Genomic DNA, 6,151 nt, shown 5'->3' on the forward strand with positions numbered 1-6,151 from the left:
CGACCAGCGGCCCCCTGCCCGCTTCCGACGTGGCAGGGAAGCGTCCCCTGCCCGTCACAGACACACAAGCAGCAACAAGGGTCCTCTTCATGAAAGCCTTATTCCTTACTCTCGGCCTGCTCACCCTGCCCCTCGCCAGCCAGGCGGCGGACGGCTTCTTCAAACAGCTGACACTCCCCTCCGGCCAGGTGGTGACCGTCAGCGAAGGGCGCGGCGAGCCCGCCTCCACCGGCAGCTACGACGTGCGCCTCTACTCCGGTGCCAACCCGCAGTTTCCGCTGGATCAGTTCATCGACGGCAAGGTGCTGCCGCGCGATGGCAGCATCAAGGAGATCAAGTTGCTGGATCTCAACGGCGACAAGCAGCCTGAAGTCATCGTCGTGGTGGAGAGCGCCGGCAGCGGCAGCTACCTGAGCGCCGACGCCCTCACCATCAATCCCCAGGAGGGGCTGGAGAGCTTCAACCACGTGGAGGGACTGGCCCCCAGTGACGATGTGATTGAGGCCCTCAAGACTCCCCGCGACTGACCCCCCACGCCCCGTATCACGGGGCGTTTTTTTACCCCGCGCCTCCCGATGCGGTGCCCACGGCCCCCCACAGGGCGGATGGACGCCTGTTTTTTTCTGTGCCTATAATCGCGCACCCTGCCATAACGAAACACAAGGAGGTAAAAAATGGTTATCCAAGCGTGTCCGATGTTCTCGGCTCGCCTGTTCGGCACATTCAAGTGCTCTTGCCTGCATACCATCGCGCTGCGATAGCGGGTTCGAGCAAAGCCGACTCCCTTCCATACCGAGACCTTTCTCGACTCTGCCGTTGTCGCCAGCGCTCCTGATGACAGGGATTTCCCATCCCGCGATTTAAGAGAGCAAGAGCATGACAACCCTGATGAGTACCCATTCCCTGCAGATGAGTGCGGGGCACCTTCCCTTATTTGATCACCTCGAACTCGGCATTCGCGCAGGCGACCGACTCGGCCTGATTGGCGCCAACGGCTGCGGCAAGAGCACATTGCTCGCGCTGCTGGCGGGCGAGCGCACGCCCCAGGCCGGCCGGGTCGTGCAGGCCGCCGCCTGCCGCTGCGAGTTCGTGGCCCAGCAACTGCCCGCCGGGCTTTCCACCCTCAGCACCCGCGCCGTGCTGCTGGATGCACTGGGCAACGACCCCGCCGCCGAATGGCAGGTGGACAAGCTGCTGGCCGAACTGCAGCTGGAGGCCCAGGCCACATTGCCGGTCAGTGCACTGAGCGGTGGCCAGCACAGCCGGCTGCAGATAGGCCGCGCCCTGCTGCGCCAACCCAACCTGCTGCTGCTCGATGAGCCCAGCAACCACCTGGACTTGCCCGCCTTGCTCTGGCTCGAGCAGTTTCTGCTGGGCTGGCGCGGCGCCTTCGTGCTGGTTTCCCACGACGGTCGCCTGCTGGACAGCGTCACGGATCAGACCCTGATCCTGCGAGACGGCCAGTTGCACCGCTTCGCCCTGCCCTGCAGCCAGGCGCGGGCGGCGCTGGCCGCCGAGGATGAGCAGGCCCGTCTGCGCCGGGCAGATGAGCAAAAGGAGATAGACCGCCTGAGCGCCAGCAGCAAACGCCTCGCCATCTGGGGGCGGGAGCATGACAACGAGAAGCTGGTGCGCCAGGCCAAGTCCATGGAAAAACGCATCGCCCGCCAGCAGGAGGAGCAGAGCCAGGTGGCGGCGCTGGCCCCCTGGCGGCTCGAGCTGCGCGGAGTGAGCCTGCCCGCCGACACCCTGCTGCGGCTGGAGGCCCTCGACGTATCGCCGGCACCGGCACTGCCGCCACTGCTGCGTGCCGAGGGGCTCTGGCTGCGGGCGGGAGACAGGGTCGCCCTGCTCGGTGCCAACGGCACCGGCAAGTCCTCCCTGCTGCGCCAGTGCTGGCGCGAACTGGCCGCGCAGAGCCTGCAGGCGGGCTGGTACTGCCACCCCGGCGCGAGCATCGCCTATTACGATCAGTCCCTGCAGCAGCTGGCTGACGACGCCACCCTGAGCGACGCGCTGTACCCCCTGGCCCCTCTGCCTGAGGTGACGCGGCGACAGGCGCTGATCCGGGCGGGCTTCCCCTATGTCCGCCACGGCCAGCAGGTGCACACCCTGAGCGGGGGCGAGCGGGCACGGCTGCTGTTTCTCGCCCTGTCCCTCGGCAGCCACCACATGCTCTGGCTCGACGAACCCACCAATCACCTGGATCTGGCGGGCAAGGAGGAGCTGGCCGATGCCATTGCGGCCTTCCCCGGGGGCGTGCTGCTGGTCTCCCACGACCGGGAGCTGATCGAGCGCAGTTGCAACCGCTTCTGGCTGATACAGGACGGGCGCATCCAGGAGGCTCACAGCGCCGAGCGGGCCTATGCCGAGCTGCTGGGCGATGCCCCCTTGCCGCAGGCGGGCAGCCCGGCTCGATCAGGTGACCCGCAGACCGCGGCCGCCACGGGGGATGACGAAGAGGCGCTACTGGCGCGCTGGTATGAGCTCGATGCCCTGCTCGCCGCCGATCTGGCCCGCAAGCCCAGGCACCAGACCCCGCGCCTGCAGCAGCAGTGGCGTGACGAGCTGGCGCGCCTGGCCGAGCGGCTCGGGTTTGCCTGACGCCAGCCCGGATCATCCATCTCTTGTTACGCAACACACGCGGCCAGCCACGGCTGGCCGCAAGGAGTCATCATGACATCAGCACCACCCCACATCAGGCTGGATCCCGTCACCGACACCGACCTGCCTCACATCTATCGCGGCCTCTCCGATCCCCGGGTCGTCGCCTACTACGGCGTCAGCTACGACAGCCTGGCGGCATGCCGGGCACAGATGGATTGGTATGCCGAGCTGACCCGCACCGGCCGTGGCGCCTGGCACCTCATTCGCGACCGACTCTCGGGCGAACCGCTGGGGGCCATCGGCTACAACGATGCCGACCCGACTCACCGGTGTGCCGAGCTGGGCTACTGGCTCTATCCCGAACACTGGGGCAAGGGGGTGATGAGCGCGGCGCTGCAACTCTGGCTACCGCTCACTTACCGCACCACCGACCTGCACCGGCTTATGGCAGTGGTGGAGGAGCCCAACCTCCCCTCCGCCCGCCTGCTGGAGAGGGCCGGTTTTCACTACGAGGGCACGGCGCGGGAGTGCGAGCGCAAGGGGGATGGCTTCATCTCCCTGCGCCACTACGCCATCTTGCGCAGCGACCTGCCCGCCAGCCTGTGACCAGCAACAACAAGCCCCGCACTGCGGCAATGCTGTTCAGATAAGCACTTTTTTGACTGATTATTCATAAATTGGATTTGAGTTGAGGGGGCAAGGCTGTGTCCAGTCGATCTTCCTCCAGCCTTTATCCAGCGGGGCTTGCAATAGAAAGAGGGAGGCATCATGCCTCCCTCGCTTTTTTGTCCTGATACTACGTGGACTGGAACTCAAATTCTCTTAAGTGAACAGCATTGCCGCACTGCGGGGCTTTTTTCGGGAGTTACTTGATGGCGCAGACACCCTCATCGGACGCCGAGCGGCGGCGTCTGCGCCGCCACAGGGAGAAGACGCCATACCCCAGGCTCAGCACGACGGCATAGAGCACCTGGGTGGCGAGGGCCAGCAGCACCAGGGCACAGAGCAGCACGCTGAGGCCCGCCAGCCCCTTGCCGGTCCCCGACAACAAGCGCCAGCCGGCCGCCATGCAGAGCAGATAGACCAGCACGAAGTTGCCGTTGGCGTAGCGGATCAGCGCATCGAGGGGCAGACGCAGCCAGAGGATCAGGGTGATGGAGACGAAACAGATGGCGAGCACCCAGGCAAGGGCATGCAGGGGAGCGCCCCGGGCCGAGAGGCGAGAGAGGGAGACCGGCAGTTTGCCCTCCCGCGCCATGCTCCAGATAAGGCGCGCAAAACCTTGCAGGTAGATGTTGATGCTGGCGAAGCAGGAGAGATAGCCCAGCACCGCCACCAGCCACTTGGCGGTGGGGCCGAACAGCAGGGAGAGCAGGGCCGGAATGGCGGTGGCATTGGTCGCCTCGTCCCCGTAGAGGTCATATTTGAGCACCACCAGCGAGTGAACCCAGTAGATGAGCCCCGCCAGCAGCACGCCCCCCAGCAGGGCAAGGGGGTAGTCCCGCTCTGGCCGCTTGAACTCCTCCCCCATGTGAGCGAAGGCCTCGAGCCCCACGAAACACCAGAACATCACCGCCAGCGCCGAGCCCATGGCGGGCCATTCGCTCGCCGTTGGCAGAGGCTGGGCGGCATCGCGCCAGCTGAGATCCCCCTTGACCCAGATAAGCAGGGTGAGCCCGAGAATGGCCAGGGCGATCAGCAGTTGCAGGTTGCCGGAGGAGCGCGCTCCCCGCAGCCCCAGCAGAAAGACCCCGAGCAGGGTGAGCAGCTGGATGCCCCAGAGGGTCCACTCCCCCATGTCGAACAGGGCGTGCCAGAAACCGGCGGCGATGGTGAGGGCGGCAGGCAGGCCCACCGGCAGCACCGCCAGAAAGAGGAAAGCGGAGAAGCGCTCGGCGCCGTTGCCAAAGGCGAGGCCAATCAGATGGGGGGCGCCACCCGCGTGGGGATAACGCCGCCCAAGGCGGGCGAAGGTAAAGGCGATGGGCAGCACCAGGGCAATCAGCAGCAGCCAGGCCCACAGCGACGCCCCTCCCGCCAGCGAGGCGGCGGTGGCCGGTACCACGAAGATCCCGGTACCGAGCAGGGAGGTGGCGAGCAGCCCCATCCCCTGCCAGAGCCCGAGATCCTTTTTCAACCCAGACATATCCTGTTGTCCCGTCTAGAAAAACATCCCGCCATGTTAGGCCGCCACCACCGCTTTGTTAAGCATTTGTGCCCATAAAAAAACCGCCCCGGGGGGGCGGCTTTCTCACAGGGATGAACGCTGTCATCAGGCAATCAGCTTGTAGATGATGCCGGACATGGCGATGAGGCCGATGAGGGTGACGAAGCCGTTGCTGAGGTTGCCGGCATATTTGCGCATGGCCGGTACCTTGGCGATGGCGTACATCGGCATCAGGAAGAGCAGCATGGCGATGATGGGGCCGCCCAGATCTTCAATCATGCCGAGGATGCTCGGGTTGATGGTGGCCACGGCCCAGGTGGTCAGGATCATGAAGACCGCGGTCACCTTGTTCAGCTGCTTGACGTCGACGTTCTTGCCCTTCTCGCGCAGGGACTTGGCCATCAGGCCGTTCATGCCCTCTTGCGCACCCAGGTAGTGACCCAGGAAGGACTTGCTGATGGCAACCATGGCGATGAGCGGTGCCACGGTGGCGATCACCGGGTTGTCGAAGTGGTTGGCCAGGTAGGAGAGGATGGAGATGTTCTGCTCCTTGGCCGCCGCCAGGTCAGCCGGGGAGAGGCTCAGCACGCAGCTGAACACGAAGAACATCACCGTCATCACCATCATGACGTGGGCGCCCAGCAGGATGTTGCTGCACTTCTTCTCGGCGTTGGCGCCGTAGCGGCCTTTGTTGTCCACCGCGAAGGAGGAGATGATCGGGGAGTGGTTGAAGGAGAACACCATCACCGGGATGGCCAGCCACAGGGTCTTGATGAAGTCGCCGTTGAAGGCCTCACCCAGCGCCGGGGCTTCGGTGATGATGGCACCGTTCCAGTGCGGGATCAGGTAGAGCGCCAGGCCCATCAGGGTGATCACGAACGGGAAGACCAGCACGCTCATCGCCTTGACGATGACCTGGCCGCCCAGGCGAACGATCGCCATCAGACCCAGGATCAGCACCAGGGAGAGGATGGCACGGGGAGGTGCCGTCATGCCCAGCTGGTGCACCATCAGGCTCTCGACGGTGTTGGTGATGGCCACGGAGTACATCAGCAGGATGGGGTAGATGGCGAAGAAGTAGAGCAGGGTGATGAACTTGCCTGCGGTCTTGCCGAAGTGCTCTTCCACCACCTCGGTGATGTCGCCGTCACGGGTGGAGCCGGACAGCACGAAGCGGGTCAGGCCACGGTGGGCGAAGAAGGTCAGCGGCAGAGCCAGGATCAGCATGGCGACCAGCGGCCACAGGCCACCGACACCGGCATTGATCGGCAGGAAGAGGACACCGGCGCCGATGGCGGTACCAGGGTGAGAGCGTGAACATTTTGTTAAATTTCACCCAGTTTTTTGAGACCCGCATTGAGTACCGTTTCCAGATAT

Annotated in this window: 5 protein-coding genes; 3 read left to right on the top strand and 2 right to left on the bottom strand. The window is 64.8% G+C overall.

Annotated features, from left to right (window positions below):
- Nucleotides 1-89: 89 nt before the first annotated feature.
- The 3 genes from PG892_RS15140 (at nucleotide 90) to PG892_RS15150 (ending at nucleotide 3,213) form a co-directional block, all read left to right on the top strand.
- On the top strand, nucleotides 90-527 hold the full coding sequence (locus PG892_RS15140) for a PliI family lysozyme inhibitor of I-type lysozyme (RefSeq protein ID WP_010673427.1): 438 nt from the start codon (nucleotides 90-92) through the stop codon (nucleotides 525-527).
- Nucleotides 528-876: 349 nt separating this feature from the next.
- Nucleotides 877-2,604 (top strand): ABC-F family ATP-binding cassette domain-containing protein, encoded by a 1,728-nt coding sequence (locus PG892_RS15145; protein ID WP_124813401.1) that lies wholly within the window; start codon nucleotides 877-879, stop codon nucleotides 2,602-2,604.
- Nucleotides 2,605-2,676: 72 nt separating this feature from the next.
- A complete protein-coding gene (locus tag PG892_RS15150) occupies nucleotides 2,677-3,213 on the top strand; it encodes a GNAT family N-acetyltransferase (RefSeq protein ID WP_124813402.1) in 537 nt (178 codons plus the stop codon).
- A gap of 259 nt (nucleotides 3,214-3,472) precedes the next feature.
- On the opposite strand, the gene yjeH is transcribed toward PG892_RS15150, so the two are convergent.
- Both yjeH and PG892_RS15160 read right to left on the bottom strand, forming a co-directional pair.
- Complete coding sequence (gene yjeH, locus PG892_RS15155; RefSeq protein WP_124813403.1) at nucleotides 3,473-4,753, bottom strand: L-methionine/branched-chain amino acid transporter; 1,281 nt, start codon at nucleotides 4,751-4,753, stop codon at nucleotides 3,473-3,475.
- Between the two features lie 126 nt (nucleotides 4,754-4,879).
- Entirely contained in the window at nucleotides 4,880-6,067 is a 1,188-nt protein-coding gene (locus PG892_RS15160; protein ID WP_270825553.1) for an HAAAP family serine/threonine permease, read from the bottom strand.
- Nucleotides 6,068-6,151 lie beyond the last annotated feature (84 nt).

The sequence above is a fragment of the Aeromonas sp. QDB68 genome (assembly GCF_027707405.1).
GTDB classification, from domain to species: domain Bacteria; phylum Pseudomonadota; class Gammaproteobacteria; order Enterobacterales; family Aeromonadaceae; genus Aeromonas; species Aeromonas caviae.

What these genes read in the sequence shown, in the direction of transcription:
- PG892_RS15150 (WP_124813402.1), top strand. Translation starts at nt 2,677, where the DNA reads ATGACATCAGCACCACCCCACATCAGGCTGGATCCCGTCACCGACACC.
- PG892_RS15145 (WP_124813401.1), top strand. Translation starts at nt 877, where the DNA reads ATGACAACCCTGATGAGTACCCATTCCCTGCAGATGAGTGCGGGGCAC.
- PG892_RS15140 (WP_010673427.1), top strand. Translation starts at nt 90, where the DNA reads ATGAAAGCCTTATTCCTTACTCTCGGCCTGCTCACCCTGCCCCTCGCC.
- yjeH (WP_124813403.1), bottom strand. Translation starts at nt 4,753, where the DNA reads ATGTCTGGGTTGAAAAAGGATCTCGGGCTCTGGCAGGGGATGGGGCTG.